Consider the following 24,369-nt stretch of genomic DNA (forward strand, 5'->3'; position numbering starts at 1 on the left):
GCACGCACGCTTGTTTACGTGCTTTTGCGCAGCAGCCAACACAGGTTTACACGCCACCGAGACCATGGAGGTCCCTTAACTCGGACCCTTAACCCGGTTCTCTCCATGAAAAAACTTGTTCTGACGACCCTTGCATTGGGTGCTTTTGCAGCCTCTTCCGCCTTTGCGGCGGGCCCGGCGGATCTCTCGGGTTTCAGCATCGGCGCCAACGCCGAGCTGTCCACCGGATCAGCCACGGCGACCGATGGAACGTCTGACACCGGAAAAACCACCGCCCTGGGCCTGCAGGCCCGCTACGACTGGGCATTGGCCCCCAACTTCGCCATCGGCCTGGGTGGCTCTTACAGCTCGGGCAACCACCTGGCCGGCACCTACGCCAACGGCACCGCAGCCAGCATCAACAACCGGTACTCGATTGATGTGATTCCTACCTTTGCGCTGGCCAACAACTTCCAGCTCTACGGCAAGCTGTCCTCCATCTACGGTTCTGCCGCCGCCAATGACGGTAGCAGCACCAACGACGTGCAAGGTGTGGGCTACGGCATCGGCGTGCGCCAGATGCTGGACAAAAACATGTACTGGCAAGCGGGCTACGACCTCAACCAGTTCCGTGACGTGACCTTTGCCTCAGGCACCACATCGAGCCTGAAGGAGAACGTGTTCTCGTTCGGCATCGGCTACAAGTTCTGAGCGGACACCGCAGCGACCTGAGAAACACCTCCCGGAGTGTGCTCTGGGAGGTGTTTGCATTTTCTTGGTCAAATTGACAGGTAGCCATTATGGAATATGCGCAAGCAGCTATGAAAATAATAGCAAATCCTGCGAAGGTGAAGTGACGCTAGCATCTCCTCCATGCACCGCTTCGAATTCAGCCTCCACATTTCCGCCCAAGACTATCTCCCGTACTACCGTGGCGAGGTTCGGCAGGTTCTGGTGCGGTGTACGGACGGGCGCAGGGTGCAGTTTCCGGCCGCGCTGCTCACACCGTTTGTCAGCAGCGGCGGCGTTCGGGGGCAGTTCGTGCTGACCTGCGATGACGGTGGCACAGGCGCGCGGCTGCAGCGCAGCTAGGGCATCGGGGCGCCGGGAGGATGGGTTGACGGCCTCAACTGCGTTTTCTGGCGAGCTCCATCCAGCAGACGCTGCAGCGCCAGCGGCCGGGTGCCAGCTCTACGCCACCCTCGGGTGGGCGCTCGCCCTGGCAGCGCCCGGAGCAGAAGCGGAAGCGGGCTGCTTCCCGGTGGTCCAGGCTGCTGTTCTCAGGCGTGACATTCACACGGGCTGATGGAGACATTGTTTGCATTAGGAGTCGCCTCTTGGTTCGATTCAAACGTCAGTCCCATACTAACAAGGGTGTCTGACAGTTTGGCTCCATGGTGTGCAAGCAGTATCCAGGCCAGCTAGGACGTAAAATCGGGGTTATGAGTAAGCCAGCAGACAAAACCAAGATCCTGGAAGACGGGTTGCGATACAAGTCCAAGGTCGGAGGTTCTCCGTTCCTGACCGCATCCAGCCCCGGCGCCACCACCATGTCCTGTTTCCTGTGCGGCAAACATCGCCCCCGCAGTGAACTCAAGACGCGCAAGTTCATCGGCAAGTCACAAGCGGTGTGTAACCCCAAATGCAGCTAAGACGGAACTGACGCACCAACAACAAGGGCCCCACATTGGGGCCCTTGTTGTTTTTGAAAAATCGCGGGGCGATTATTTCTTGGCGGCTGCCTTGGCCTTTTTGGCGGGTGCCTTGGCAGGTGCTTTGGCCGCAGGCTTTGCTGCGGGTTTGGCAGCGGGCTTCGCGGCAGCTTTGGCCTTGGGGGCTGCGGGTGCAGCAGCAGGTGCGGCCTTCAGCGCGGTGCGCTGGTCACGCAAGGCATTGATCTCTGCAGAGATCTTGTTCTTGCGTTCGGTCAGCTTGGCGATGTTGTCCGTCAGTTTGGCAATCGCTTTGGCTTCTTTGGACACAACGGCCTTTTTGGCCTTTGCAGGTGCAGCGATTTTCTTGGGGGAGACGGCGGCTTTGGGGGCCGCTTTTTTTGCAGTTGCCATGGGATTGATTTTCCTTTTGTTATCTGACCAGTGATCCAGCCAGGGGTGTATTGTCGCCAATCTTGGCACCACAGCTTTCACCCCCCGCTTTCCTTCGCCACACCATGACCCGTTTCAACGCAGAATTCTCCCGTCTCTATGGGGTGCCAGACCAGGCGCCCTCCGTCCAGGCACACGCACTTGCCCCTGTGAAAGTGATGGTGCTGGAGTTGGCCAGGCCCGCGGACTGGGCGGTGTTGTCCAGCGTGTGGCGCGCGGTGCAGAGCGATCTGGAATTGCCTGCGCCGGCCATTGCGGTTTCGGGCAACGATGGTTTGCAGTTGTGGTTTTCCGTGGCGCAAGCTGTCCCGGCCAGCGAGGCCGCAGACTTCTTGGCAGCGCTACGCCAGCAGTACCTCGCTGCCATCTCCGAGAGCCGCCTGGGCCTGTACCCCTCCCGCACCGGGCTTGTGGTCGGCAAGGGAGGCCTGGCGCGCGCAGTCCCCGCGGTGGATGCACACACGGGCCACTGGTCCGCGTTTGTGAGTGCCGATTTGGTTTCGGTGTTCGGGGACGAACCCTGGCTCGACATCCCCCCCAATCGGGACCAACAAGCGGACATTCTTTCGCGGCTCATGCCCATGCCACTGCCGGCATGGCGTGAAGCGCTGCTGCGCTTGGCTGCAGCGCAGCACCCCAGTGCTTCAGCAGTGGTGCCAGCCTCTGCCCAGATTCCTCCCGCAGGCGACGCCCGGGAGCAAGGTCCTCGCGCGTTCTTGATGCAGGTGATGCATGACCCCACCGTGGCGCTGCGTGACCGGGTCGAGGCCGCCAAGGCGCTGCTGCCTTACGAGCGCTGAAGGACCATTCGCGTCAAAGGGGCGCGTAGGCTCCCGTGCCGCCCGGCCAGGCGGTTAGCACGTCGTAGCCCGTAGGGGTTACCGCCACCATGTGCTCCCACTGGGCCGAGAGCGAGTGGTCCTTGGTCACCACGGTCCAGCCGTCGGCCAGCTCCTGGGTTTCGCGGCCGCCCGCATTCAGCATGGGCTCGATGGTGAACACCATGCCCGGCTCCAGGGTGAGCCCGTGGCCGCGCTGGCCGTAGTGCAGCACCTGCGGTTCGTCGTGGTAGATCTGGCCAATGCCGTGGCCGCAGTATTCGCGCACCACGCTGAAGCGCGCGCGGTGGGCGACCGTCTGGATGGCGTGGCCCACATCGCCCAATGTGGCGCCGGGCCTGACCTGCTGGATGCCGGCGCGCAGAGCTTCGTACGTGGTCTCCACCAGGCGGCGGGCCAGCACGCTGGGCTCGCCCACATAAAACATGCGGCTGGTGTCGCCAAACCAGCCATCCTTGTTGACGGCCACGTCGATGTTGACGATGTCACCCTTTTTCAGGATCTTGTTGGCCGACGGTATGCCGTGGCACACCACCTGGTTGACGGAGGTGAGGATGGTTTTGGGGTAATCCATGTAACCCAGGTTGGCAGGAATGGCGCCCTGGACTTGGACGATGTAATCGTGGCAGAGGCGGTCCAGCGCCTCGGTGCTGACGCCGGGCACCACGTGGGGTTCGATCATGGCCAGCACCTCGGCCGCCAGCTGGGCGGCCCGGCGGCACTGGACCATTTCGGCGGCGGATTTGAGGGGGACGTCGTGCCGCATCAGTGTTTGCCCACCGCCGCAGGTGCTGCAGTGGGGAGCTTGCCCGCCAGCCCGCTGACCGCCCCGGCAATATCCAGCCCTCCTGCCAGTTCAGCGCGGATCAGCAGCTGGCTGATCTCCCGGTGGTTGAGCTCAGGGTACATCTCAATCAGCATCCCCACGCGCATCCAGTGTTCGGCCTGTGCGTTGATGGACCGGCTGAGCGCGCTGCCCGCCACGCGCAGGTTCTCATGCATCTGGTCCGAAATTTTGACAATACCCATTCGCTAACTCCATATGAAACGTATACGAATTATATGCGTTTCATATGGTCTTGGTGCATGCACCACCTAGCGCATGGCAAAGACAAGGCTGCGCCAAGCATGCGCCGGAAGCTCAGATTTTTGAATGAAATATGCCTCTAGCCAGCGCGTGATATGCGCAAACAGCTATCAAAATAATAGCAAACTAGAACTGCTGCACGGCACCGGCCCAAGCCAACCCGGCGGCCACACCGCCAAAGCGGTTGCCTTCCACCAGCGTGGCCTGCGGCATGGCTTGGCGCAGCGCCTCGATCAGCGGGCGCAGGGCCGAGGAACCGCCGGTGAGGTAGACCGCATCCACCCCTTGCAATCCGGCCGCCGCCACGCAGTCCTGCGCGCACTGCACCACCTGCGCCAGCGACTGGTGCAAGGCAGCTTCCATGTTCACGACATCCACGATGGGCGTCAGGCTGCGGTCCAGAAAGTCGAGTTGCACCACCGCGCTCTCGCCGCTGATGGAGCAGGCAATCTTGGCGGCTTCCACGCTGGCCAGCATGCGGTGGCCGTGTTGTTCTTCCAGCGCGTCCATCAGGCGGCGGTGCAGGGTCTGGTCGGTGTAATCCGTCCACAGCTCCTTGGCAAAGTGCATGGCCTTGCGCGTGTAGGCCTGGTGGATCAGGTGCCAGGTGCTCAGGTCAAAAAACACGCTGCTGGGCACAATGCGCCCGCCAGTGCCCACGTGCTTGTAGCCCAGGTGCGGCATCACGGTGGTCAGGTCCAGCAGGCGGTCAAAGTCGGTGCCGCCAATGTGCACGCCGGTGGTGGCCAGAATGTCGGCGCTGCGGTCGCCCAGCGTGCTGCGTTCGGGGTTGAGGCGGATGACGGTGAAGTCGGACGTGCCGCCGCCTATGTCCACCACCAGTGCGGTGGTTTCCTGTGTCACACGTTGCTCATAGTCCAGCGCCGCGGCAATCGGCTCCATCTGGTAGGCGATGTGGGTGAAGCCGGCTTCCAGCGCGGCACGGCCCAGCGTCTCCTGCGCCAGCGCATCACGCTCGGCATCGTCGTCCACAAAGTGCACCGGGCGGCCCAGCACGGCGTGGGTCAGGGGCTGGCCCACATGGGCTTCGCAGCGGCGCTTCAACTCCTTGAAGAACAGCACCACAATGTCAAAGAAGCGGATGCTTTTGTCGCCCACGGCGGTGTACTCGTCCATCAGGCGGCTGCCCATCAGGCTTTTGAGCGAGCGCAGCAACCGGCCCTCGGTGCCATTCAGGTAAGCCTGCATGGCGGCCGCGCCATACAGCACGGTGTGGGTTTCGCTGGCAAAGAACAGCGCAGTTGGCATTTCGGCCTTGGCACCGTCCAGCGGGATGACCTGCAAGGCGCCGTGCGCGTCAATCAGCGCACAGGCGGAGTTCGAGGTGCCGAAGTCAATGCCCAGCACCGGGGGGCGAGCGGTGCTGCTCACGCGGGCAACACTTGCTTCAGGAAGGCGGCAATGTCAGCCACTTCGCGCGGGTGCACGCTGTGCGGCATGGGGTAGGTGTGCCACTGCACGGTGTGGCCCAGCGAAGCCAGCGCGTCACGCGAGTCTTCCCCGCGCTTCAGGATCACCACCGGGTCTTGCGTGCCATGGGCCATGAAGATGGGCGTGTCGGTATTGGCCGCGTGGCGTTCGCCGGGAAAACGGTCGGCCAGCGGCAGGTAACCGGACAGGGCCATGACGCCGGCAATTTTTTGCGGCAGGCGCAGCGCGGTGTGCAGCGCCATGGCGCAGCCCTGACTGAAGCCGGCCAGCACGATGCGATCAAACGGAATGCCACGCGCCACTTCGTTGTTGATCAGGGCGCGAATGTCTGCCTCGGAGCGCTGGATGCCCGCTGCGTCCTGCTGGCTCACCAGGTCCATGCCGTACAGGTCGTACCAGCCGGGCATCACATAGCCACCGTTGATGGTGATCGGGATGCTGGGCGCTTGCGGAAATACAAATCGGATGGGCTGGCAGCCTGCCAGGTCCAGCTCCGGCACCAGGCCCGCAAAGTCGTCACTGCTGGCGCCCAGCCCGTGCATCCAGATGACGGCGGCGGTCGGGTTGGGGGCGGATTCGAGTTCGATGCGGGGGAGCAGGGCTGTCATATGCGCGGAGTAATCACCAATTCGGGAAGGGGTGATTGTCCGCGAAAGCGGAGGCTGGCATCTGGGGCCGCAGCCAGAATGCCAGCCGGGTCTGCTTACTTGGTTTCGGCCAGTTTGGTCTCGCGCACGCCTTTCTGGCCTGTGGCGGGGTCTACTAACTGCAGTTTGGAGCGCGCACCGAAGAATCCCATTTTGACTTCTTGCCAGATGTAGAGAATGCTGCCTGGCTTGGCATCGACTTCGATGGAGCTGTCGTTCTCTGCTTGCGAGGTGATGGTGTGCTTGCCGGGTGCCACTTCCTTGTAGAGGTAGGTGTTCGCGGCGGTCTGGCCAATCGAGACACCATCCACGGTGACGCCCATTTTTGACACTGCGCCCATGGACTCATTGCGATAGATGTAAAGCGAGGCTTTGTCTGTGGGGGCTTTGAAGGTTTTCAAGGCAGCGTCTTGCTTGGCATCTCCCATGGAGACAGAGGCGCAGCCCACCAGGCTCAGGCTCAGGAAGGCGATGGAGAGAAGTTTTTTCATGGGTGTTCGATGGTTGAGAAAAGACCCGCGGAGTCTAGGTGCACCGTGGGGGAATGGCTATCCCCCAAATGGGTGAATGTGCAAACTATTTGGCCGCCATCCACCCCAGCCCGTGCGCATGCAGGCTCTGCACATACAGGCGGTCTTTGGTTTCGGTGATGGCGGTGGTTTCGGGGTAGGTGCCGCTGGGGTCTTGCAGGTCGGCCACCACCTTGCCGTCTTCGGTGAATGCGATCACATGGCCATAGGCCTTGGGGATGGGCCACAACATACGCGGCAGGCGCAGTGTGAGGCTGCGCAACCAGGGCTTTTGCGCGAGCTTGTCGATGGTGGGGTTGCGGGGCTTGGCCAGACCCAGCCAGATCTTGCCGTTCAGGCCACGCATCAGGTTGTCAGGGTAGCCGGGCAGGTTGTCCAGCAACACGCTGGCCTGGGCACTGGGTTGTGCGGCCAGGGTGCTGAGGTCCAGGTGGTTCGCGGTCACCGCAATCTTCCATACGCGGTATTTGCCGGTTTCGTTCACAAACAGGGATTGTTCGTCCTGGCTGAGCGCCACGCCGTTGGCAAAGCTGATGCCGCTGGCCACCACACGGGTGGCTTGGGTGGCAGGGTCGTATTCGAGGATGCGGCCGGTGCTGGCTTGTTCCAGGATGTCGAGCACGCTGGCCTCAAAGGTGCCGCCCCAGTCTTTGGGGGCAAACCGGGTGGAGGCATCGCTGAAATACATCTTGCCGCTCTTGGCCACCACCACGGCATCGGCATACCGGATGGGGTCCGCATTCACGCTGTCCGTCAGCACGGTGACCCTGGCATCGGGGGCGATGGACAGCAAACCCTTGATGGCATCGGCGGCAATCAGGTTGCCCTGGGCATCAAAGTCAAACCCCAGCACGCGCCCGCCGGTATTGGCAAACACCTGCTGTTCGGTGCCATCGGCGTTCATGCGCAAGATGTTGCCGCTGAGCACGGTGGTGTAGAGCTTGCCGTCGGGGCCGAACTGGATGTGCTCGGGGCCCACTTCACCTTTCAGATCGATAAGTTGAAGGTTGGCGAGCTTGTTGTTGGCGGCATGTGGACCGGTGTAGCCCGGTGCAGCGGGGGCGTCCCACACCACCGGGTTGATGGGCACCGGCCAGGCCAGCAGGTACAGGGCGGCCAATGCCACCAAGGCAACAACAGAAAGCGCTATTTTTTTCATCGCATGTCTCCCCAAAAGAGCGCCCATTTTGCGCGCACCCCATCCGTGGGTCTGGCGCGTGGGCGACGTGTTATTCGGGCAGCGGGTTGGGGCGTGCGGGCTTTTTGGCCGCGCCTTGGGCGGCTTGCGCGTCGGCCAGCGCGGCGCTGAGTTGCGCGTAGGCGCTGCGCAGCTCGCCAGCGCGGGTAGCCATCTGGGCTTCGTGTTCGGCGGCGGCGTTGCGCATGTCCACGAGGTGCTGGGCGGCCTGGTTTTCGAGCTGGGTGGTGCGCTGGTGGGCACCCATCACCTGGTCGCGCCGTTGCAATGCGTTGCGGGCCACGCGGTCAAACCAGGGTTTCCAAAGTGCGGGAACGGGGGGGGGGCGTTTGATGCTGGGGCCTTCGGTGTGCTGCACGTAGTCGGCCAGTTGCAGGGCCGGTTGGGTGAAGCGTCGGTACAGCCAGAGGCAGGCTCCCAACAGCGCCAGCAGCCCGGCCACACCCGTGGCCAACATGGGCACCATTTGCGCCAGCGTTTTGCGGGCCACCACACTGCCGGGCGCATGCACCAGCAGGCTCCAGTCGGTGCCGCGCAAGGCAAAGCGCAACCAGCCCGCCTCCGGCGCATAGGAGCCGGCAGGCAGGGCGGCGGGCTTGGTGTCGCTGCTGGCCAGCACCTGGCCTTGGCCGTTGACCACCCAAGCCTGACCCATGGGCAGGGCGCGTTGCAGCAACACGGCGCTCAGGGCGTCCAGCGTCAGGTCGGCGCCCACCAGACCTACATAACGCTCAGCGTTGTAAACCGGGGCCAGCACCGACACCACGGCATTTTTTTTGATCGGATCGGTGTGGGCGGCGGTCCACACCAGTTCCTTTTGCGGGTTACGCGTGGGGCCTGCGGCATCCAGCGGGGCGGTGCCCCCCGCGTCCCACAGCGTGGCCAGGGCGCCAGCCATCTCGGTCTGGCCGGTGGCCGTGATCAGGTCTTCGCGCGACTGGGCCGGGTAGACCCAGCGCCATTGTTTTTGCGCGTCGTAAAAATAGCTCCATTGCAGGCGCTGGTGCTGGCTGTGCGACGCGGCCACCTGGGCCAGTGCGCCCAATGGGGCTTCCACGCCGCGGCGGTAGGCGGTGGCATCAGCGCCAGGGTCCACGTGCACTGCGCCGACTTCTTTCACCAGGTCTTGTGGCAGCCGGTCCCAGGGCGCATCGCGCAGCGGCGCCAGGTTGCGCCGCTCCAGGCGGTCTACCAGGCTGGTGTCGGCCAGCAGGGGCTGGCGCAGGTTGCGTTCGGTGGACAAGCGCATGCCACCCACATGGCTGCGTGCCACATCCAGGGTGTCGTTCAGCGCCAGCTGTATCTGCTCACCCTGGCTGCTCAAGCCCCACCACAGGGCCGCACGCTGGCGCGCATACACGCTCCAGCCGTAGGCCAGCAGGGCCACGGTGAAAACGGCCATCACGATCGCCAGGGCGGTGGCGTGTTGGCGCTGGATATGCCGTGCCGACGGGGCCGGCGCCTCAGTGTGCGGGACAGTGTCAGACATGCCCGCCATTGTGGACTAAGCGCCGTAGCGCCGGGTCCATTCCTTCTCCAACGGATCGACCCAGCTGCCGTGCGGTTCGGGAATGGCGGGGGCGCTCTTCTCCACCTGGCCAGGCAGGGGCTTGGCCGCAAAGCGCGCGCGCTCTGCGGGGCTCAGTTTGTCCAGCGCCAGCACGGTGGGGTCGCCCCAGAGGGCAATGTCCGCCTTGCGGGCCTGGGCTTCGGCGCTGAGCAAAAAGTTGGCAAACACCTGCGCGCCCTCGGGCGCCGAGGCATTGACGGGGATGGCCACGAAGTGTGTGTTGCCAATTGTTCCGCTATCAAATTGGTAGCTTGTCACGCTGTCAGACAGGCGCTTGGCGGCGATTTCATTGGCCGCATCGTTGGGGTTGAAGGTCAGCGCTAGGTGCAGTTCACCATCGGCCAGCATTTGGCGCATGGCTTCGGCGTTTTGCGGGAACTGCTTGCCGGCCCGCCACAGGTGCGGGTGCAGCTGGTCCAAGGTGGCCCACAAGGGCGCGGTGGCTTTGGCAAACGACTCCATGGCCACGGGTTTGTAAAAGGCGCTGCGGTACTCGCTGCTGTCCAGCAGCAGCTGTTTCAGGAATGTGGTGCCATGAAAATTGGGCGGGCGCGGGTAGGTCACACGGCCCTGGTTGGCCTTGGCGAAGGCTTGCAGCTCGGCCAGGCTTCGGGGCGGCTTGGGGGTGCGCTTGCGATCCGCCATGAAGGTGAGCTGGGCCATGCCCCAAGGGGCTTCCATGCCGTCCACGGGCTCCGAGAAATCAATGCGTGTGGTGGGCTTGCCCTGCACGTCCACCTTGGCGTAGGCAGGCAGGCGCTCGGCAAAGGGGCCCAACAGCAGGCCCTCGCGTTTCATGGTCAGAAAGTTCTCGCCATTGATCCACACCAGGTCGACTGTGCCGGCCATCTTGCCTGCAGCCTTTTCGCTGCGTACACGTTTCACCACGTCGGCGGTGTCCGTGACCTTGACGTGTTCGACCTTGACGCCAAAGCGCTTCTCCACCTCGGTGGCGGCCCACTGGATGTAGGCGTTGATGTTTTCTGCACCACCCCAGGCGTTGAAGTACACCGTCTGGCCCTTGGCCTTGGCCTCGATGGCAGCCCAGGCGGGTGTGTTCTGGGCAAAAGCAGGGGTGGCCAGTGCGGCACCCGACAGGGCGAGGACATGGCGGCGGGAAAAGGCTGTTGTCATGGTGCAAAGGGTGTTGGTAAAACCGTTTGGTCGGTGCTGGCGGTGTTTTCTTACACCCGGGTGGGCTCAGGCCAGCAAGGCCTGCGCAAATTCGCGGGCGTTGAAGGTTTCCAGTTCGTCGAGTTTTTCGCCCACGCCGATGAAGTACACGGGGATAGGCCGTTCGCGCGCAATGGCGGCCAACACGCCACCCTTGGCGGTGCCGTCCAGCTTGGTGACGATCAGGCCGGTGAGGCCCAGTGCGTCGTCAAAGGACTTGACCTGGGCCACAGCGTTTTGCCCGGTGTTGCCGTCGATGACCAGCAGCACCTCGTGCGGCGCGGTGCCGTCGGCCTTGCCGATCACGCGCTTGATCTTCTTGAGCTCTTCCATCAGGTGCAGCTGGGTGGGCAGGCGGCCTGCGGTGTCGATGAGCACCACATCCTTGCCACGGGCCTTGCCCGCGGTCACCGAGTCGTAGCTTACGGCCGCAGGGTCGCCACCTTCCTGGCTGACGATCTCCACGGTGTTGCGGTCGGCCCAGACGGTGAGCTGTTCGCGCGCTGCTGCGCGGAAGGTGTCGGCTGCGGCCAGCAGCACGCTGGCGTTGCTGTCGGCCAGGTGTTTGGTTAGCTTGCCAATGCTGGTGGTTTTGCCCGCACCGTTGACGCCGGCCACCATGATGACGGTGGGTGTGTGCTGGCCAATGACCAGCGGCTTTTGCAGCGGCAGCAGCAGCTCGGTCAGTTCGGCAATCAGGATGTTCTTGAGGGCGGTGGGGTGCGTCACGCCGCTGGCCTTGACCTTTTTGCGCAAGGCGCTGGTCAGGTGTTCGGTGGCGGCCACGCCGGCGTCGGCCATCAGCAGCGCACTCTCCAGGTCTTCGTACAGCGCTTCGTCAATCTGGCTGCCGCCAAACACGCCCGAGATGCTGCTGGCGGTTTTGCCCAGGCCCGCCTTGAGTTTGTCCAGCCACTTTTGCCGCTCGGGCGGGGTGGTGGGTGCGGCGGGTATCTCGATAGGAGCAACCAGCGCGCTGCCGATCAGCGAGCCGCTGGGCAGGGGACTAAGCGGCGTGGGCGCCGGCGCCGCCACAGGCGTTGGTATCGCCGGTGGCGTGTTGGCCGCAGGGGCGCTAGGCACCTCGTTGGGGGTGGGTGCAGGGGAGGAAGAGAATTTTTTCTTGAAAAAACTGAACATGTGGGGCGTTCTTAGAATCACAGCATTCTATGAAACACCCATTCCACGGGCTGGGGCGCCGCATGGCTGCCTGCAGCTTGCCTCTGGCGCTCGCGCTTTTCTCCCTTTCCTCCCCATCCCGTGCGCAATCGGCGCCGCCCGTGCAGGCCCAGCAGTTCACGCTGAAAAATGGCATGGCGCTGATCGTCAAACCGGACCGGCGTGCGCCCACGGCCGTGCACATGCTGTGGGTGCGGGTGGGGTCCATGGACGAGGTGGACGGCACCAGCGGCGTGGCCCACGTGCTGGAGCACATGATGTTCAAAGGCACCCCCACCGTGAAGGCGGGTGACTTCTCACGCCAGGTGGCGGCCTTGGGCGGGCGCGAAAACGCCTTTACCAGCAAGGACTACACGGGTTATTTCCAGCAGATTCCGGCGGGCAAACTGGAAGACGTGATGCGCCTGGAGGCCGACCGGTTTGCCAACAACCGCTGGAATGACGCGGTGTTTGCCAAGGAGCTGGAGGTGGTGAAAGAAGAACGCCGCCTGCGCACCGATGACAACCCCCATGCCCGCCTGCACGAGGCCATGTCGGCCCAGGTCTACCTGGCCCATCCCTACCGCCGCCCCATCGTGGGCTGGATGAGTGATCTGGAGGCCCTGACGGCACAAGACGCGCGCGACTTCTACCAGCGCTGGTACACCCCTGCCAATGCAGCTGTGGTGGTGGCCGGAGATGTGGATGTGAACCAGGTGCGCGCCCTGGCCGAAACATACTACGGTGGCCTGCCCACACGTGCCGTGCCGCCACGCAAGCCGCGTGAAGAGCCGGAGCAGTCGGGCTTGCGCCGCATGGACTTCAAGGCCCCGGCGGAGCAAGCCTATGTCGCACTGGCCTTCAAGGTGCCCGGCCTGTCTCCCGAGACCTTGGCAGACGCCGGGTCAGCGGCCGACGACAGTTTGGCGCTCACGGTGCTGTCGGCGGTGCTCAGCGGGTACGACGGTGCACGCTTGCCGCGTGCGCTGACACTGGATGCCAACCCGGTGGCCGACAGCGCGGGGGCGTATTACAGCCTGACGTCCCGGGGCCCTGAACTTTTCACGCTCTACGGCGTGCCCGCTGCGGGCAAAACAGCCGCCGAGGTGGAGCAGGCATTGCGTGCCCAGGTGGCGGGGGTGGCCCGGGATGGGGTGACCGCCGCCGAGTTGAACCGGGTGAAGAACCAGTGGGTGGCAGGGGAGGTGTACAAACAAGACAGCGTCTTCAACCAGGCCCGCCTGCTGGGAGTGGGCTGGATCAACGGCTACCCGCTGGGCAGCGACCAGCGCCTGCTGGAGCGTTTGCGCACGGTCACGGCCACCCAGGTGCAGGCCGTGGCCGCCAAGTACTTTGGTGACGATGCCCTGACCGTGGCCACGCTGCTGCCCCAGCCCGTGGACAAGACCCGCAAACCCCGCCAGCCCACGGCCGGTGCCCGCCACTAAGCTGCCAAATCACACATGATTGCTATCAAATCAGTAGCTGCTCGCGCAGTGTTTGCGGGCGCTGCAGCCCTGTTTTTTACAAATTCTGCATGGGCAGGCATTCCCATCCAGCATTGGACACAACCGGGTGGCGCGCGCGTCTACCTGGTGGAGAGCCCGGCCATTCCCATGGTGGATGTGCAGATTGACCTGGACGCAGGCGGGCGCCGCGACCCGGCCGACAAGCCGGGGCTGGCCAGCCTGATGGCGTCGAGCACTTCCAATGGTGTGCGGGCCAGTGGCGCTGCGCCCGCTATGGACGAACACCAGCTCAGCGAAGCCTGGGCGGACCTGGGGGCCTCGTTTGGCGGCAGCGCGAGCGCGGACCGCATGAGTTTTGCCCTGCGCAGCCTGACTTACCCGGACCTGCTGGACAAGGCGGTGGGCTTGGCGGCACGCCAGTTGGGTGAGCCCTCGTTTCCCGAAGCTCCGTGGTTGCGCGACCGCCCCAAGCTGGTTGCCAGCCTCAAGGAAGCCAACACCCGGCCCGCCACTCTGGCGGCTCGCGCTTTCAACCGCGCGGTGTACGGCAGCCATCCCTATGGCTGGGAGATGACAGAGGAGAGCCTGCTGCGCACCAGTGTGGCGGACCTGCGCGCGCTGCATGCACGCGCTGTGCGGGCGTGTGATGCACGCGTGAGCATCGTGGGGGCGCTCAACCGTGCCCAAGCCGATGCGCTGGTGACGCGCCTGCTGGCCCGTCTGCCCAAGGCCCCCTGCGCACCACAAGCCGCCGTGCCCGAGGTGCAGCCGCTGGCCCAGGCGTCTGAGCAGCGCATTGCCTTTGCCTCGGCGCAGGCGCATGTGCTGCTGGGGCAGCCCGGCTACCAGCGCAATGACCCGGACTTTTTTGCACTCACTGTGGGCAACCACATCCTGGGTGGCGGTGGCTTCACCGCCCGCCTGACCGAAGAGGTGCGCGAGAAGCGGGGCCTGACCTACAGCGTCTACAGCTACTTTGCACCGGGCCTGCATGCGGGGGCCTTCACCATCGGCTTGCAAACACGGCCAGACCAGGCAGAGCAGGCGCTGACGTTGGTGCGAGACGTACTGAGCAAGTTTGTGACCGAAGGCCCGACCGAGAAGGAACTGCAGGCTGCCAAAGACAACCTCATCGGTGGTTTTGCCTTGCGTCTGGACAGCAACAGGAAGCTGCTGGACAACGTGGCCAACATCGCCTGGAATGGCCTGCCACTGGACTACCTGGACACCTGGACTCAGCGGGTGGAGCGGCTCACCGTGGCCGACGTGCGCGCTGCGTTTGCGCGCAAGGTGCAGCCCGCCAATCTGGCCACGGTGGTGCTGGGCGCACCCTGAGCGGACAGATCACCGGCAGGTGCTCAGCGCAGCTCCATCAGCCCGGAGGCCTTGCAGTCGTACATGCCCTCGTCGGCGGTTTGCAGCAGGCCGTCCAGGTCCGCTCCGTGGCGCGGGAACAGGCCAAACCCGACGCTGGCGCCCACGTTGACGGTGGCCCCGCTTTGCAGGGTGATGTCTTCGGAGATGGTGGCAATCAGCTTGCGGCCGATGTGCACCAGTTCGTCGGGGTCTTCAAACGATTCGATCAGCAACACAAACTCGTCGCCGCCGATGCGGGCCACGGTGTCCGAGGCGCGCACCGCCGAGAGCAGACGCCGGGCTACAGTCCGCAACACGATGTCACCAGCCGCGTGGCCGTAGTGGTCATTGATCACCTTGAAGCCATTGAGGTCCACCATGAGCAGCGCAAATTCCACCCGGTTGCGTTTGGAGCGCTCCAAGGTGAGTTGAAAGCGGTCGGCCAATAGCAGGCGGTTGGCCAGGCCGGTCAGGCCGTCGGTGAAGGCCTGGTTTTTGAGCTGCAGGGTGGTGCGCTCCAGGGTCGCCAGTTCGCGCTGCAGCACGGCCTGCTGCTTGAGTGCCGTGCGCAGCCGCAGGCCCAGCCGCACGACCATCCAGCCCAAAGGAAGCCACGCCAGGTAAGGGGACACTGCCAAGCTGAGCACCGCCACCAGCAGGGCCAGAGCCTCGAATTGGAAGGGGGCGAACGGGGACTTCATGGGCCGTCCATTTTGCGGGGCGGGCCTAGGGTTTGTACTTGGCAATTTGTTACCAAACATGACCGCCCACCCGTCGGGGCCCATGCGGTAAGCTGCTCGCATGAAAGCCAAAGTCACTTCTCCGAACGCAGCCAAGCGTCCCCCCCGGCCCCGTGCCGCCCAGACCCACGAGATCCGCATCATTGGCGGGCTGTGGAAGCGCACCAAACTCAAGGTTGCCGACAAACCGGGCCTGCGCCCCACGCCCGACCGGGTGCGCGAAACGGTCTTCAACTGGCTGGGCCAGGACCTGAGTGGCCTGCGCTGCCTGGATGCCTTTGCCGGCACGGGGGCGCTGGGCTTTGAAGCGGCATCGCGCGGCGCGCAAGAGGTGCAACTGGTGGAGTACGACAGCGCGTTGGCGGACCAGCTCAAGAAGACCCAGGCGCAGCTGCAGGCCAGCGCGGTGCATGTGGTGCGTGGCGACGGTGTGTCGGCCATCCGCCAGGCCGCACCCGGCAGCCTGGACGTGATCTTCATCGACCCGCCGTTTGATGCACCGCTGTTTGAACCCGCGCTGGGCGCCTGTGCCCGCGCGCTGGCGCCCGAAGGCTGGGTCTACCTGGAGGCCCCCAGCGCCTACACCGACGAGCTGCTCACCGCGGTGGGGCTCACCGTGCACCGGCACCTCAAGGCCGGTGCGGTGCATGCCCACCTGCTCAAGCGCAGCGCCGTCTAATTTCTGCATTCCTGTCTGGAGCGCCCATGCCCAATTCCGTGACCGCTATCTTTCCCGGCACTTTCGACCCTATCACCCTGGGGCACCAGGACCTGATCCGCCGTTCGGCGCGCCTGTTTGGCACCGTCATCGTGGCGGTGGCGGCGGCCCACCACAAGAAAACCATGTTTTCGCTGGATGAGCGCCTGGCCATGGTGCGCGATGTGTTTGCGCCCTTGGACAACGTGCAGGTGGAGAGTTTTACCGGGCTGGTGCGCGACTTTGCGGTGGCGCATGGTGCCCAGGCCATGGTGCGCGGTGTGCGTTCGGTCACCGACTTTGACTACGAAGCCCAGCTCGCGGGCATGAACAAGGCGCTGGCGCCCGATGTGGAGACGGTGTTTCTCACGCCAGACTCGCGTTATCAGTTCATCTCGAGTACGCTGGTGCGCGAGATCGCCACATTGAAGGGGGATGTCACCCCCTTTGTGGCCGCCGTGGTCCATGCCCGCCTGATGGACAAATTGCCCACCTGACACCGCAAGGAGGTCGCCATGAAAGTTCTGTTACCGGTTGATGGTTCGGAGTTGTCCATGGAGGCCGTGCGTCTGGCCTTGCGTATGCGACAGGACGGTTTGAAGCTGAACGCCGTGTTGGCCAACGTGCAGGAGCCCGCCAGCCTGTACGAAATGCTGGTGGCCCACGATCCCGACGTGATTGACCATGTGAGCGCCGAAGCCGGTCTGCATGCGCTGCAGCCTGCCCGGGTGCTGTTGGATGCAGCCGGGGTGGACTACGAGTGTGAAGTGGCCAAGGGCGATCCGGCGCACACGCTGATCGACATCTCGGAGCGTTTTGGCTGTGACATGGTCATCATGGGCGCGCGAGGAACCAGCGCGCTGCGCAGCACCATGTTGGGTTCCGTTTCCAACGAGGTCTTGCACGCGAGTTCGGTGCCGGTGGTCATCGTCAAACCCGCGGACCCAGAAGGGCTTTGAGCCACCTGCGGCGATAATTCCGCCATGGAGCGTGAATTGCCGTGGCACTGTTAATTACCGACGAATGCATCAACTGCGATGTGTGCGAGCCCGAGTGCCCGAATGAGGCGATTTATCTGGGTGAGCAGATTTACGAGATTGACCCACACAAGTGCACCGAGTGTGTAGGCCATTTTGACGAGCCCCAGTGTGTGCAGGTGTGCCCCGTGTCTTGCATCCCCGTGAACCCGGAGTTTGTGGAAGATAAAGAGACCCTGTGGCAGAAGTACCGCCGCCTGCAAGCGCAGGACAGTGCCCCCGTCGCACCTCCTGCCGCCTGAGTTCCATTCCCTGGTGCCGATACCGGGCCGCTGTTGCGGCCTTAGTTTTTGGCGGGCGCCGGTGGTTTGGCGGTGAAGTACTCCGGGTCCTTGCTTTTTTTCTTGGCGACGGCTTTGCTGGCGGTCGACGCTTTGGGGGGGCGGGCCTTGGCTAAGGCTTGGTCGGCCGTTCGGGCCTGGGCTTCGTCCTTGAGCCGTTCCTTTTCCAGTGCATCGGCTTGTTTTGACTGGTTCTTGCTAGCTTGGCCGGCTGCGGCCTTTTGCGCGCTGGTGCGCGCGTCGCTGGCCTCTACGGTGACGCCGTCCGGGCAGGGGATCTGGCTGTAACTGCTGCCACATTTGTAGACTTTTTGGGCTATAACCCCCGTGGATACTGCGCAAGCAGCTATAAAAACAAGAGCAAACTTGGCAGGCTGCATGGACTTACTCCACAGAAGTTGGGGGCGAAACAGGTGCAACGGTCTCCGCGGGGGGGCGGGGCGGCTTGGGGCGCGGTGGCTTGCTGGTGTGGATCAGCATGGTGGCCTTGTCCATCTCGCCGGCCAGCAGGTGGGGCAGGGCTTTCATGGAGCGGTCTATGCATTGGTCAATTGCAATGCGGTGGTCCAGCGATGGTTTTTTGAGTACCCAGTTCACCACCTCCGACTTCACACCCGGATGGCCCACGCCCAGGCGCAGGCGCCAGTAGTCACCCGTGCCCAGCTGGGCATGGATGTCGCGCAGGCCGTTGTGACCGGCGTGGCTGCCGCCAAATTTGAGTTTGACCTCGCCGGGCACGATATCCAACTCGTCGTGCGCCACCAAAATTTCATCCGGCTGGATTTTGAAGAAGCGCGCCAATGCCCCGACCGATTTGCCCGAGAGGTTCATGAAGGTCTGCGGTTCCAGCAGCCAGACGGTTTGACCCTGCAGGGTGGTGCGGGCCATCAGGCCGTGGTAGCCGCGGTCCATGGACAGGTTCACCTTAAGCTCACGCGCCAGGGCATCCACCCACCAGAAGCCCGCGTTGTGGCGGGTGGCGTCGTATTCGGGGCCTGGGTTGCCCAGGCCAACAAACAGTTTGATCATCGGGAAAATTATGGCTTACAAAAAGCGTGTTGCACAAAAGCAAACGGCCCACCGAAGTGGGCCGTTTGCAGCGAACAAGCGCAGCTAAGAATTACTTCTTGCCTTTGCCCTTGCCCTTGGCGTCAGCAGCGGGAGCCGCAGCGACCGGAGCCGCCACTTCTTCCACCGGAGCCACCACGGCCACGATCACGGGGTTGGCCTTGCCGTGGGTCACCACGGTCACGCCCTTGGGCATGGACAGGTCAGCAGCGTGCAGGGACTTGCCCTTCACCAGACCGGACAGGTCCACGGTGATGAACTCGGGCAGATCGGCGGGCAAGCATGCCACTTCCAGTTCGGTCACCACGTGGTTGACCAAGCAGGCGTCGACCTTGACGGCCGCGGAGTTTTCTTCACCGCTGAAGTGCAAAGGCACCTTCATGCTCAGCTTGGTGTTGGCTTCCACGCGCTGGAAGTCGATGTGCAGCACCAATTGCTTGAAGGGGTGCATCTGCACGTTGCGCAGCAAAACCTTGCTTTCCTTGCCATTCAGTTCCATGTCCAGGATGGAGGCGTGGAAGGCTTCTTTCTTGATGGCGTGCCACAAAGCATTGTGGTCCAGCTCGATCAGTGCGGGTTCGGAAGAACCACCGTACACGATGCCGGGGGTACGGCCAGTAACGCGGAGACGGCGGCTCGCACCCGTGCCCTGCTTGGCGCGCTCAAAAGCGACAAATTTCATATCTAACTCCAGTGAGAGTCCACCGCGACCAGTGTGACTCCGATTTAAAAAGACGCCTGCCAGCCCGGTGGGTCAGCGGCGTCGACTTTTTGTCCCGATCCGACTTAAGCGTCCTGATCCGAGAACAAACTCATGACCGACTCTCCGCGGGCGATACGCTGGATGGTGTCTCCAATCAGCGGTGCCACGGACAGTTGGCGAATCTTGGTGCACTGCGCGGCGGCAGCGCTCAAAGGGATGGTGTTGGTCACCACCACTTCGTCCAGCGCGTCGCCGCTGGAAATGCGTTCAATGGCCGGGCCGGAGAAGATGGGGTGTGTGCAATACGCGTACACCTTCTTGGCACCCCGGGCCTTCAGCACTTCGGCGGCTTTCACCAGCGTGCCGGCGGTGTCGATCATGTCGTCCATGATCACGCAGTTGCGGCCTTCGATCTCACCGATCACGTGCATCACTTCTGACACATTGGCCTTGGGGCGGCGCTTGTCGATGATGGCCAGGTCGCAGTTCAGCTGCTTGGCCAGCGCACGGGCACGCACCACACCACCCACGTCGGGCGAGACCACGATCAGGTCTTCGTAATTCTTCTGGCGCAAATCGCCCAGCAGCACGGGGGACGCATAAATGTTGTCCACCGGGATGTCAAAAAAGCCCTGGATCTGGTCGGCATGTAAATCCATGGTCAGCACGCGGGCCACGCCCACGGTCTGCAGCATGTTGGCCACCACCTTGGCGGTGATGGGCACGCGGCTGGAGCGGGGGCGGCGGTCTTGCCGCGCATAACCGAAGTACGGGATCACGGCGCTGATACGTTCGGCCGACGCGCGCTTGAGCGCATCCACCATGATCAGCAGTTCCATCAGGTTTTCGTTGGTCGGGGCGCAGGTGCTCTGCACCACAAACACATCCCGTGCACGCACGTTCTGGTTGATCTCAACCGTCACTTCACCATCGGAGAAACGCCCCACGGTGGCGGCACCCAGGGAGATGCCCAGGTGTTTGGCGATGTCCGCAGCCATGCCAGGATTGGCATTGCCAGTGAAGACCATGAAATCAGGGGGAGTGAAGGCCTGCATGTGGGATCCAGCGAAGAGATTGGGTTTATGTCGTCACTATGCGCATGCTGAAGCGGGATGTGTCCCGAACAGCAATTTGGCAGGGGAAGAAGGATTCGAACCTTCGCATGCTGGAATCAAAATCCAGTGCCTTAACCAACTTGGCGACTCCCCTACACAGGTTGGCAGCAAATGCTGCCCACCGCTAAACCTAAATTTTTCCGTCGCTGTCTGCCCATCCCCTCAAAGGATGAACATCCAAACCGCTGCACAACCGAATTTGAAGCGCACCAGGCGCGTCACCCACATCGATGTCGTATTGCAATGGCGCAAACACCGCACTTCCAGAGCCTGTCATCCTGCCACTTAATCCCTTGTCATCAAGCCATCGCAAGGCTTGATTCACACCGGGGCACAGCTTTTGGGCAACGGCTTGCAAGTCGTTTCGGCCAAAACTCAAATTGTTTTGTGTTTTTCCGATAGCGTCTGCAGCGAAGCCTGTGATTGTAGCAGGCTCTGAGTCGCGTTTCAACTCCGGATCAGAAAAAATCATTTTTGTGTCCAAACCCGCATCGGGTTTGACTACCACCCAGCGCCGTGTGGGCAGAGCTAGCGAGGTAATTTTCTCACCAATACCTTCGACCCAGCCGTGGCCGCCACTCAGAAAGAAGGGCACATCGGCGCCCAGCGCCAGTCCAATGGTGGACAGATCTTGCACCGACAGGCCGAGCTGCCACAGGCGGTTGAGTGCCAGCAGCGTGGATGCAGCGTCGGACGAGCCGCCGCCCATGCCAGCCTGCGCGGGGATGGATTTGAGGACGCCAATATGTGCACCCAGCGTGCAGCCTGTGGCCCGCTGCAGTGCGCGGGCGGCGCGCACATTCAGGTCGTCGGCGGGCAGGGGCACGTTCAGGTCTTCGCGGCTGATCTGGCCATCACGGCGCAGCGCAAAGTGCAGGGTGTCGCACCAGTCAATCAGCATGAAGGCGGATTGCAGCAAGTGGTAGCCGTCGGCCCGACGCCCCACGATGTGCAAAAACAGGTTGAGTTTGGCCGGGGCGGGAATGTCGTAGAGCGACTGCATGGCCCGAATTATCGGTGCAGCATGGCGTGCATTCAGCGCTCCAGCAGGATTCTGAGTTCCACGGCGGGGGCGCTGTCCGCGTTGCGTCGCGCCAGCAGCCGGCCCTCGGGCAGTTGGCCCAGGTCGGCCTCCCAGCCGGGGGCGGGAGTGGCGGTGCCGCGCAGCCAGTCAAACAAGGCAGCCACTGGCAGCTCGGTGCCTGTGGCCTGCTGTGCCAAGGCGGAGAGCGAGTCAAAGTTGCGCAGTTCCCCCCCATTGCGCAGCTGGGCTAGGCCGGGCGCCCATTGCATCTGCGCCACCGTGGTGCCCAGGGGCGAAAACAACGCCAGAGTACCGGCTTCACCATGGCCGTCGAGTTCGAAGTCTGCCGAGAATGCCTGAGGCGGCGTGCCCATCACCTTGATGGCAATCCGTCCCTGCCAGTGGTTTTTGGCATCAAAAGTGCCTGTGGTGCGCATGGGTGTTGCGCAGCCAGCTATAAAAATAATAGCAATCAAACACAGCCCACGCAGGCTTGCCAAGCCTCCGCGCAAACTCACAGCGCGCCACGCAGGCGGCGCATGGTGTCCCGCAAGGTGTCGCTTTCCTGGTTGTCTTCCAGCGCTTTGCGCCATAGGGTGGTGGCCTGCTCGCGCAAGCCCATGGCCCACAGCACCTCGCCCAGGTGTGCGGCAATCTCTGCATCTTGCCGATTGGCATAGGCCTGCTCCAGCAGGCGTCTGGCTTCGGAGAGGTTGCCACTGCGGAACTCTACCCATGCCAGGCTGTCCACAATAAACGGATCATTGGGCGCAAACTCCAGCGCCTTGGTGATGAGCTGGCGTGCTTCGGTCAGGCGCAGATTGCGATCGGCCAGCGAATAGCCCAGTGCGTTGTAGGCGTGGTGGTAGTCGGGCTGCTCGGCAATGACTCGACGCAGCAGCTGTTCCATCTCGGGGAGCTTGTTCAGCTTTTCGGCCAGCATGGCCAGGTCGTAGGCCATGCCCACGTCTTTGGGGAAGCGCTGGACACCGCTTTGCAGCAATGTGTAGGCTGCGTCGAACTGCTTGAAGTCGCGCAGCAACTGCACCTCGGTGCTGAGCTTGGCGCGGGCATCGTCGGCCTGCGTTTCCGGGGTGGCGCGGATCAGGGCGCGGGCTTCGTCCAGCTTGCCCTGGCGGGCCAGCAGGGTGGCGCGGCGGGTTTGTACACGCAGGGCGTCTTGCGGGCTGTTGATGCGGGCCAGGTACGCGCTGGCCTCGTCTGGGCGTTGTGTTTGCTCGGCAATCTGGGACAGCAGCAACAGGGCTTGCACCATGCCACGCCCGGTTTCTGTGTCGTCGGATGCGGCCTCCTGCGGAGCACTGAGTTGTATGTACTGTTTGAGCGAGGCTTCGGCATCTCCCAGCTTCTTGTCTTGCAGTTCCAGTGAGCCTTTCACCAGCCAGGCATCGGCAAAGGTGGGTGTCTGTTGGGTCAGCGTCTGCATCTGCTGCAGGGCTTCGGCATACCGCGCGTTGTCAATCAGTTTGCGGCCGTAGGCCATGCGCAGCTCGGGCATGGGTTTGCCGTCCAGGTACTTGCGCAGCAAGGGTTCAGCCTGCACCACCTTGGCTTCCATCAGGTTGAGCGCCAAGATGGCGACTTCATCCGACTGGCTGTCCAGAGCGGCGCCGCGCTGGGCGGCTTCCAGTGCGCCCACCGGGTTGGTGGCGCTCAGGCGCAGCATGCCCACGGCAGCCCAGGCCGATGGCCCCGTGGTTTTGGTGCCCAGGTCGGTTGCCAAGGCTTGCTCCACCTGCTGTGCGGCCAGGGTTTTGTCTGTCACGCGGGCAAAATACCGCGGCAGCAGGCTGATGGCCGCAATGCGTTCTTTGCCGGTGCTTCCTGCGAGTTCGCGTTTGAGAGGCTCCAGCGTGTCGCTCACCCGGTTCAGGCCAATCAGGATTTGCAGCACGTAGCGGTTGGCTTCTTTGGAAGCCGGAAGTGCACGCTGCCAGGCGCGCGCCGCGTCCAGTGCGGCGTCGGCACTGCGGGCACGCAGCGCCAGTTCCACAGCACGCTCAAACAGTTTTTCCGAATTGGTCTTGCGCGCCGCGTCCAGCATCAGGGCGTAGGCATTGCTGGCGTCGCCGTTGTTGGCGCTCAACTCGCCAAGTAACAATTGGTAAAAAAGTTCGCGGTTCAGTTCGGAGTTTTGGACCGGCTCCGCATCCGCTGCCCAAGTCAGAGGCCCCAGACCCAAACTGGCCACCAGAATGCTGAGGGAAACAAGGCATTTGGAACGGTTCATCGGACCATAATAATCCAACCCGAATAGCCCGAAGGCCCCATGCCTGAATTACCCGAAGTTGAAGTCACCCGCCTGAGTTTTGCCGACCGGATTGCCGGCGCAGAGGTGCAAGCGGTGCATCTTGGCAAGCCCCTGCGTTGGCCACTGGGCTGCGATCCGGACCAATTGGTCGGCCAGCGTGTGCTGCAGGTGCGCCGCCGGGGCAAGTACCTGCTGCTGGATCTGAGTGCGGGCCTGCTAATGGTGCACTTGGGCATGTCGGGCAGTGTGGCGTTTGGCGGGCGTATGGCGCCGCCGGGCGTACATGACCACTTTGACCTTGTGACCACCCGAGGCACCCTGCGCCTGAACGACCCGCGCCGTTTTGGTGCAGTGGTGTTTGCCACCGGTGAAACCGATCCGGTGGCGCAAAAACTGCTGGGGCATCTGGGTGTGGAACCGCTCGGTGGCGAGTTCGTCCTGGCGGATTTCCAGCTTGCCATGGCCCAGCGCAAGGCGCCTGTCAAACAGGTTCTGCTGGCGGGGGATGTGGTCGTGGGCGTGGGCAATATTTATGCGTCCGAGGCACTGTTTTTGGCCGGCATTCGCCCCACCACGGCATCCAACAAGGTGAGCAAGCCCCGCTTGGCAAGGTTGCACACCGCCGTGCGCGATGTGCTGGCCCGTGCGGTGCAAAAAGGGGGAAGCACCCTGCGGGATTTTTCCAACGCCAAGGGGGAGAGCGGTTACTTTCAGTTGGAGGCGATGGTGTATGGTCGCCAAGGTGAGCCGTGCCGGGTTTGCGGTGCGGAGATCCGGAGCATTCGGCAGGGCCAGCGTTCCACGTTTTTCTGCCCCACTTGTCAAAAACCCTGAGCGGCGCTGCAGGGTGACGGTGCTATATTGAATGA

30 protein-coding genes and 1 tRNA gene are annotated in these 24,369 nt (G+C 63.1%); 11 read left to right on the forward strand and 20 right to left on the reverse strand.

The annotated features are described in order from the left end of the window. Window positions 1–105 precede the first annotated feature (105 nt). Window positions 106–690, forward strand: coding sequence for an outer membrane protein (locus tag AC3WS7_RS11100; RefSeq protein ID WP_296468835.1), 585 nt, complete (start codon window positions 106–108; stop codon window positions 688–690). 162 nt (window positions 691–852) lie between these two features. Beyond that, a complete protein-coding gene (locus tag AC3WS7_RS11105; RefSeq protein WP_296468837.1) occupies window positions 853–1,071 on the forward strand; it encodes a DUF2835 family protein in 219 nt (72 codons plus the stop codon). Between the two features lie 34 nt (window positions 1,072–1,105). Here AC3WS7_RS11105 and AC3WS7_RS11110 read toward each other — a convergent pair whose 3' ends face one another. Then, window positions 1,106–1,294 (reverse strand): hypothetical protein, encoded by a 189-nt coding sequence (locus AC3WS7_RS11110; RefSeq protein WP_296468839.1) that lies wholly within the window; start codon window positions 1,292–1,294, stop codon window positions 1,106–1,108. A gap of 127 nt (window positions 1,295–1,421) precedes the next feature. Here AC3WS7_RS11110 and AC3WS7_RS11115 point away from each other — a divergent pair, with 127 nt between their 5' ends. Further along, window positions 1,422–1,631 (forward strand): hypothetical protein, encoded by a 210-nt coding sequence (locus AC3WS7_RS11115; RefSeq protein WP_492656385.1) that lies wholly within the window; start codon window positions 1,422–1,424, stop codon window positions 1,629–1,631. Window positions 1,632–1,703: 72 nt separating this feature from the next. On the opposite strand, the gene AC3WS7_RS11120 is transcribed toward AC3WS7_RS11115, so the two are convergent. Next, window positions 1,704–2,045 carry a histone protein gene (locus AC3WS7_RS11120; protein ID WP_296468843.1) on the reverse strand — a complete coding sequence of 114 codons (342 nt, stop codon included), beginning with the start codon at window positions 2,043–2,045 and terminating at the stop codon, window positions 1,704–1,706. A gap of 104 nt (window positions 2,046–2,149) precedes the next feature. On the opposite strand from AC3WS7_RS11120, the gene AC3WS7_RS11125 reads away from it, so the two are divergent. Next, a complete protein-coding gene (locus tag AC3WS7_RS11125; RefSeq protein WP_492656386.1) occupies window positions 2,150–2,884 on the forward strand; it encodes a hypothetical protein in 735 nt (244 codons plus the stop codon). Window positions 2,885–2,897: 13 nt separating this feature from the next. On the opposite strand, the gene map is transcribed toward AC3WS7_RS11125, so the two are convergent. From map to ftsY, 9 genes are all read right to left on the reverse strand, one after another. Then, window positions 2,898–3,689, reverse strand: a complete 792-nt coding sequence (gene map / locus AC3WS7_RS11130) for a type I methionyl aminopeptidase (protein ID WP_296468846.1) — start codon at window positions 3,687–3,689, stop codon at window positions 2,898–2,900. Further along, on the reverse strand, window positions 3,689–3,952 hold the full coding sequence (locus tag AC3WS7_RS11135) for a ParD-like family protein (RefSeq protein WP_296468848.1): 264 nt from the start codon (window positions 3,950–3,952) through the stop codon (window positions 3,689–3,691). The genes map and AC3WS7_RS11135 overlap by 1 nt, the downstream gene beginning before the upstream one ends. A gap of 184 nt (window positions 3,953–4,136) precedes the next feature. Further along, a complete protein-coding gene (locus tag AC3WS7_RS11140; protein ID WP_492656387.1) occupies window positions 4,137–5,402 on the reverse strand; it encodes an Hsp70 family protein in 1,266 nt (421 codons plus the stop codon). Continuing rightward, window positions 5,399–6,070 (reverse strand): alpha/beta hydrolase, encoded by a 672-nt coding sequence (locus tag AC3WS7_RS11145; RefSeq protein ID WP_492656388.1) that lies wholly within the window; start codon window positions 6,068–6,070, stop codon window positions 5,399–5,401. The genes AC3WS7_RS11140 and AC3WS7_RS11145 overlap by 4 nt, the downstream gene beginning before the upstream one ends. Window positions 6,071–6,165: 95 nt before the next feature. After that, the gene (locus tag AC3WS7_RS11150) at window positions 6,166–6,600 is read right to left on the reverse strand and encodes a DUF2846 domain-containing protein (RefSeq protein WP_296468855.1); all 435 of its coding nucleotides are present in this window, start codon (window positions 6,598–6,600) and stop codon (window positions 6,166–6,168) included. Window positions 6,601–6,685: 85 nt separating this feature from the next. Further along, window positions 6,686–7,798 carry an SMP-30/gluconolactonase/LRE family protein gene (locus tag AC3WS7_RS11155; protein ID WP_492656389.1) on the reverse strand — a complete coding sequence of 371 codons (1,113 nt, stop codon included), beginning with the start codon at window positions 7,796–7,798 and terminating at the stop codon, window positions 6,686–6,688. 70 nt (window positions 7,799–7,868) lie between these two features. Next, on the reverse strand, window positions 7,869–9,326 hold the full coding sequence (locus AC3WS7_RS11160) for a cache domain-containing protein (RefSeq protein ID WP_492656390.1): 1,458 nt from the start codon (window positions 9,324–9,326) through the stop codon (window positions 7,869–7,871). 15 nt (window positions 9,327–9,341) lie between these two features. After that, a complete protein-coding gene (locus AC3WS7_RS11165) occupies window positions 9,342–10,541 on the reverse strand; it encodes an ABC transporter substrate-binding protein (protein ID WP_492656391.1) in 1,200 nt (399 codons plus the stop codon). Between the two features lie 66 nt (window positions 10,542–10,607). Next, window positions 10,608–11,720 carry a signal recognition particle-docking protein FtsY gene (gene ftsY, locus AC3WS7_RS11170; RefSeq protein ID WP_492656392.1) on the reverse strand — a complete coding sequence of 371 codons (1,113 nt, stop codon included), beginning with the start codon at window positions 11,718–11,720 and terminating at the stop codon, window positions 10,608–10,610. Window positions 11,721–11,749: 29 nt separating this feature from the next. Here ftsY and AC3WS7_RS11175 point away from each other — a divergent pair, with 29 nt between their 5' ends. Both AC3WS7_RS11175 and AC3WS7_RS11180 read left to right on the forward strand, forming a co-directional pair. After that, entirely contained in the window at window positions 11,750–13,186 is a 1,437-nt protein-coding gene (locus tag AC3WS7_RS11175; RefSeq protein ID WP_492656393.1) for a M16 family metallopeptidase, read from the forward strand. Between the two features lie 15 nt (window positions 13,187–13,201). Next, complete coding sequence (locus AC3WS7_RS11180) at window positions 13,202–14,542, forward strand: M16 family metallopeptidase (protein WP_492656394.1); 1,341 nt, start codon at window positions 13,202–13,204, stop codon at window positions 14,540–14,542. Between the two features lie 23 nt (window positions 14,543–14,565). Here AC3WS7_RS11180 and AC3WS7_RS11185 read toward each other — a convergent pair whose 3' ends face one another. Next, window positions 14,566–15,264, reverse strand: a complete 699-nt coding sequence (locus AC3WS7_RS11185; protein ID WP_296468868.1) for a GGDEF domain-containing protein — start codon at window positions 15,262–15,264, stop codon at window positions 14,566–14,568. 100 nt (window positions 15,265–15,364) lie between these two features. On the opposite strand from AC3WS7_RS11185, the gene rsmD reads away from it, so the two are divergent. Genes rsmD through AC3WS7_RS11205 form a run of 4 tightly spaced genes read left to right on the forward strand, consistent with a single transcriptional unit; the run spans window position 15,365 to window position 17,279 of the window. Then, complete coding sequence (gene rsmD, locus AC3WS7_RS11190) at window positions 15,365–15,982, forward strand: 16S rRNA (guanine(966)-N(2))-methyltransferase RsmD (RefSeq protein ID WP_492656395.1); 618 nt, start codon at window positions 15,365–15,367, stop codon at window positions 15,980–15,982. Between the two features lie 26 nt (window positions 15,983–16,008). Further along, window positions 16,009–16,497 carry a pantetheine-phosphate adenylyltransferase gene (coaD, locus tag AC3WS7_RS11195; protein ID WP_492656396.1) on the forward strand — a complete coding sequence of 163 codons (489 nt, stop codon included), beginning with the start codon at window positions 16,009–16,011 and terminating at the stop codon, window positions 16,495–16,497. A gap of 18 nt (window positions 16,498–16,515) precedes the next feature. Further along, entirely contained in the window at window positions 16,516–16,959 is a 444-nt protein-coding gene (locus AC3WS7_RS11200) for a universal stress protein (RefSeq protein ID WP_492656397.1), read from the forward strand. 41 nt (window positions 16,960–17,000) lie between these two features. Further along, a complete protein-coding gene (locus AC3WS7_RS11205; protein ID WP_296468876.1) occupies window positions 17,001–17,279 on the forward strand; it encodes a YfhL family 4Fe-4S dicluster ferredoxin in 279 nt (92 codons plus the stop codon). A gap of 41 nt (window positions 17,280–17,320) precedes the next feature. Here the strand turns inward: AC3WS7_RS11205 and AC3WS7_RS11210 are convergent, their stop codons facing one another. The 8 genes from AC3WS7_RS11210 to AC3WS7_RS11245 form a co-directional block, all read right to left on the reverse strand. Further along, window positions 17,321–17,698: a hypothetical protein gene (locus AC3WS7_RS11210; RefSeq protein ID WP_492656398.1), complete on the reverse strand. Its 378-nt coding sequence runs from the start codon at window positions 17,696–17,698 to the stop codon at window positions 17,321–17,323. A gap of 4 nt (window positions 17,699–17,702) precedes the next feature. Beyond that, window positions 17,703–18,347, reverse strand: a complete 645-nt coding sequence (gene pth / locus AC3WS7_RS11215) for an aminoacyl-tRNA hydrolase (RefSeq protein ID WP_296468882.1) — start codon at window positions 18,345–18,347, stop codon at window positions 17,703–17,705. A 91-nt stretch (window positions 18,348–18,438) separates the two neighbouring features. Next, window positions 18,439–19,068: a 50S ribosomal protein L25/general stress protein Ctc gene (locus AC3WS7_RS11220; RefSeq protein ID WP_296468884.1), complete on the reverse strand. Its 630-nt coding sequence runs from the start codon at window positions 19,066–19,068 to the stop codon at window positions 18,439–18,441. Between the two features lie 104 nt (window positions 19,069–19,172). Continuing rightward, a complete protein-coding gene (locus AC3WS7_RS11225; RefSeq protein ID WP_105261220.1) occupies window positions 19,173–20,144 on the reverse strand; it encodes a ribose-phosphate pyrophosphokinase in 972 nt (323 codons plus the stop codon). A gap of 77 nt (window positions 20,145–20,221) precedes the next feature. Then, window positions 20,222–20,298: transfer RNA gene (locus tag AC3WS7_RS11230), tRNA-Gln, on the reverse strand. A gap of 36 nt (window positions 20,299–20,334) precedes the next feature. Then, complete coding sequence (ispE, locus tag AC3WS7_RS11235; protein WP_492656399.1) at window positions 20,335–21,207, reverse strand: 4-(cytidine 5'-diphospho)-2-C-methyl-D-erythritol kinase; 873 nt, start codon at window positions 21,205–21,207, stop codon at window positions 20,335–20,337. A gap of 32 nt (window positions 21,208–21,239) precedes the next feature. Beyond that, complete coding sequence (locus AC3WS7_RS11240; RefSeq protein WP_492656400.1) at window positions 21,240–21,665, reverse strand: outer membrane lipoprotein LolB; 426 nt, start codon at window positions 21,663–21,665, stop codon at window positions 21,240–21,242. 77 nt (window positions 21,666–21,742) lie between these two features. Beyond that, window positions 21,743–23,431: a tetratricopeptide repeat protein gene (locus AC3WS7_RS11245; protein WP_492656543.1), complete on the reverse strand. Its 1,689-nt coding sequence runs from the start codon at window positions 23,429–23,431 to the stop codon at window positions 21,743–21,745. An 87-nt stretch (window positions 23,432–23,518) separates the two neighbouring features. Here AC3WS7_RS11245 and mutM point away from each other — a divergent pair, with 87 nt between their 5' ends. Then, window positions 23,519–24,334: a bifunctional DNA-formamidopyrimidine glycosylase/DNA-(apurinic or apyrimidinic site) lyase gene (gene mutM / locus AC3WS7_RS11250; RefSeq protein WP_492656401.1), complete on the forward strand. Its 816-nt coding sequence runs from the start codon at window positions 23,519–23,521 to the stop codon at window positions 24,332–24,334. The last annotated feature ends 35 nt before the right edge of the window (window positions 24,335–24,369 follow it).

The sequence above is a fragment of the Rhodoferax sp. EU05-FHT12H12 genome (genome assembly GCF_058791215.1).